Raw genomic sequence first — 3,110 nt, 5'->3', positions numbered from 1 at the left:
ACTGGGCTTCAATTTTCTTTTCGATATTTTCAGCAGATTTAGTCATAACGATTAATTTCGGAATATAGAAAACCACTCAAGCATAAGACCCTATGAATTGAAATTCAAGCGGGTAATATGCTATCGTGTTTTTCATGAAATGCGCACTTACGACTTGGATTTCATCCAAGTCAAAGTTTGCGTAAGGGGAATCCCCTTAACCCCAAAAAATTGCTACGCAATTTAAAAAAGCAAAAGGTAAATAAAAATGTATCGGTATAATTTTAGAGAAACTCACCTTTACCTTTGTCCAAATTGCGGACACGAATGCACTTATAAGATGCCTGAACAGATGGCACAACATGCAGAAGAAAGAGAAGTTCAGAACCTAAAAAGAGAATGTGAAAAATGCGGTTATTACGTCCCTGCTAGTCGGAAGTGTTAAGCGATGGCGATTTATCATTGCTCGACCAAAACAGTTAATCGAAGTTCAGGCAGAACTGCTGTTGCATCTATGGCTTATCGTGCAGGTGAAAAGCTCAAAGATGAACGCACAGGGCTGACCCATGACTTTACAAGAAAAGATGGTGTCGCCCATTCAGAAATTATCTCGAATCTCGATATTGAAATTGACCGTAATGACCTTTGGAACTTGGCAGAACAGTCCGAAAACCGCAAAGATGCCCGAACCGCTAGAGAATGGGTAATCGCCCTACCCGATGAATTAGACGCTGATCAACGTAAGGACTTGGCAAAAGACTTTGCCAGGTCCTTAGTTGATCGCTATGACGTAATCGCAGATTTAGCCATCCATGAACCGAGTAAAGGCGGTAATGATAAAAACCATCACGCCCATATCATGCTCACAACCCGAAAAGCCGAATTGAATGCAGACAATAAACTCACTCTGACCACCAAAACCGATATTGAACTCAGTAACGCCAAACGAAAAAGCCTTGGTATGGGGACAACCCAAGACGAAATTAAACAGATTCGGGAAACGTGGGCAAATTTAGCCAATCACGCATTAGAACGAGCAGGCTTTCAGGAAAAAATAGACCACCGCAGCTATGCCGATCAGAATAACGGACTACAAGCCACCATCCATGAAGGCACTAAAGTCACCCAATTACGCAGACAAGGCATAGACACTGAAATCAGCCGTTTTAATGACAATGTGAAACAGCAGAACGCCCAACAGCTTGACCAACAGAAACAGCAGAAAGAGAGCGTTTTACAGCGTGGTTTAAACCGTGTCGATCAAGGTTTTGATCAATGGCAGAAGAACCAAGAAACCAAACGTCTAGAACTGGAACGCCAAGCGGAAATGAAACGACAGCAAGAATTAGATAAACAACGAGCCGAGCAAGCACTCCGCAAGGCATATCAAAAACTAAGTAGAGGCGGAATGTCATTATGAGTAATCAAAATGATTTAGATGACCAGTTATATATTTTATTGGCATCCATGAAGGAATATCGAGAAGCCATAGCAGACGATAAGAAGCGATTAGAGCAGTTTTACAACCAAGTCGCTAGTGGAGTGCTAGACAAGGCTGAAAAATCGCTAGAAAACGCAAATAAGAAGCATACAGGTGCATTAAACAACAGTATTCAGGCATTAAACGAAGCTACAAACAGGCTCAACTTAAAACTTATCTTTATTTTTGCCAGCACGTTTGTTGCTGTGATGATGGTGTTCATTTTGGCTATCTTTTTATACATACCAAGCAAAGACGAAATTGATGAACGTAGAGCAGATATGGCTGTACTAAAAAAATATCCGCTACAAATTCGAGAAAGTGATGGTGAAACATTGGTGAGAATAATGAGGAAAAATTGCTACTCGTTTGAACCGAGTAGTGTCAAAGAAAAAACGTATGACTGGTGTCAGATCGACCCTAAAAAATACTAGTTGATCGGTACTTTGCTTGGTTTTTCTCATTACAAATCAAATTACAGCAAGCGCAAAGTTGCCCGACTTTGAAACATGGCTTTAGCCATCTTTCAAAGCATCGAGCTGAAATTTCGCATAAGAGATTTTATGTTAAATAGGTTCGATTAAGCAGATCGTCTTCTAATTTTGAACATTGCTCATCATCAATGACTCCGGTAATACTTTGTAGCCACAACCCATCTGCTGCTAAACGAAGTAACTCTAAATCAGGATGACTATCCGTTTCTGCATGTTGAGATAATCTATTTTTTAGCCATTCCATCCAAATTTTATTAAAGGTAGGCTCTGTGATCATAGTCATTGATAACGCTGACCAAGCAGAAACCACCCCATCTATTTGATGGATAAAAGAACTATGAATATAAGCTCGTGTGAATTTACCATATTCTGTTGGATCGCGTTTAATCAAGTATTCAACTGTTTGATCTAAATCAAGAATTATTTGATTGAACATTTCTTCTATCAAATTTTTTTTATTCGGGAAATGGTGAAATACCCCCCCTTTTGTTATACCTACTGCTGTAGCAATATTTTGAATAGAAACACCAGAAATACCCTTTTGAGAAACAAGAATAGTTGCCTGTTCAAGGATGCGCTTTCGAATAACCTCTGGTTGCTTCTTTTGTTGCCGAATTTCTTTCACTTAATGACCTGCTGATTGCGAAAATAAATTAATAATTATTACGCCAGATACGATAAAACCAATTCCAATTAAAGCAGGATTATCTAGTGTCTGTTTAAAAACAAAGTAGCCAACTACAGCAGTTAGAACAATCCCAACACCAGCCCATATAGCGTATGCGATACCTAAAGGGATTGTTTTAATAACTTGTGATAATAAATAAAATGCCGTGCTAAAAAAAATAAAGACCATCACGCTTGGAAAAAGTTTTGTAAACCCTTCCGATTTAACTAAAAAACTACTTCCAATCACTTCGGAAACTATTGCAAATCCAAGTAATACATAAGCGAGTAACACACTGTTCATAAGTAATCATACCTAAAATACCAATCGGAAGGTATGTTAAATTTTCAAAAAAAAATTATCAATAATTATTTTAGATTTTCTAAAATTAACATAATACACGTTATACGAAATTTGTTATAATTCTCTTTAGAAATCAGTGCAGTAGGTTTCCATTTTTAGCCCATCTATACCTAGATGGGCTTTTTTT

At 38.0% G+C, this 3,110-nt stretch carries 4 protein-coding genes; 2 read left to right on the top strand and 2 right to left on the bottom strand.

Features of this window, described 5'->3' with window-relative positions:
- Nucleotides 1-427 precede the first annotated feature (427 nt).
- Nucleotides 428-1,399 (top strand): MobQ family relaxase, encoded by a 972-nt coding sequence (mobQ, locus tag FTV32_RS16310; protein WP_179997569.1) that lies wholly within the window; start codon nt 428-430, stop codon nt 1,397-1,399.
- Nucleotides 1,396-1,893, top strand: a complete 498-nt coding sequence (locus FTV32_RS16305) for a hypothetical protein (protein WP_108565293.1) — start codon at nt 1,396-1,398, stop codon at nt 1,891-1,893. The genes mobQ and FTV32_RS16305 overlap by 4 nt, the downstream gene beginning before the upstream one ends.
- Nucleotides 1,894-2,020: 127 nt before the next feature.
- Here FTV32_RS16305 and FTV32_RS16300 read toward each other — a convergent pair whose 3' ends face one another.
- Together FTV32_RS16300 and FTV32_RS16295 are read right to left on the bottom strand one after the other, a co-directional pair.
- Nucleotides 2,021-2,578, bottom strand: a complete 558-nt coding sequence (locus tag FTV32_RS16300) for a TetR/AcrR family transcriptional regulator (RefSeq protein ID WP_005146114.1) — start codon at nt 2,576-2,578, stop codon at nt 2,021-2,023.
- Nucleotides 2,579-2,923 (bottom strand): SMR family transporter, encoded by a 345-nt coding sequence (locus tag FTV32_RS16295; RefSeq protein WP_005146112.1) that lies wholly within the window; start codon nt 2,921-2,923, stop codon nt 2,579-2,581.
- Nucleotides 2,924-3,110 lie beyond the last annotated feature (187 nt).

Origin of the sequence: Acinetobacter sp. YH16032, from assembly GCF_013417345.1 — a bacterium.
Classification (GTDB): domain Bacteria; phylum Pseudomonadota; class Gammaproteobacteria; order Pseudomonadales; family Moraxellaceae; genus Acinetobacter.
The sequence above is the reverse complement of the archived record's forward strand: the minus strand, read 5'-3'. Positions and strand labels throughout refer to the sequence as shown.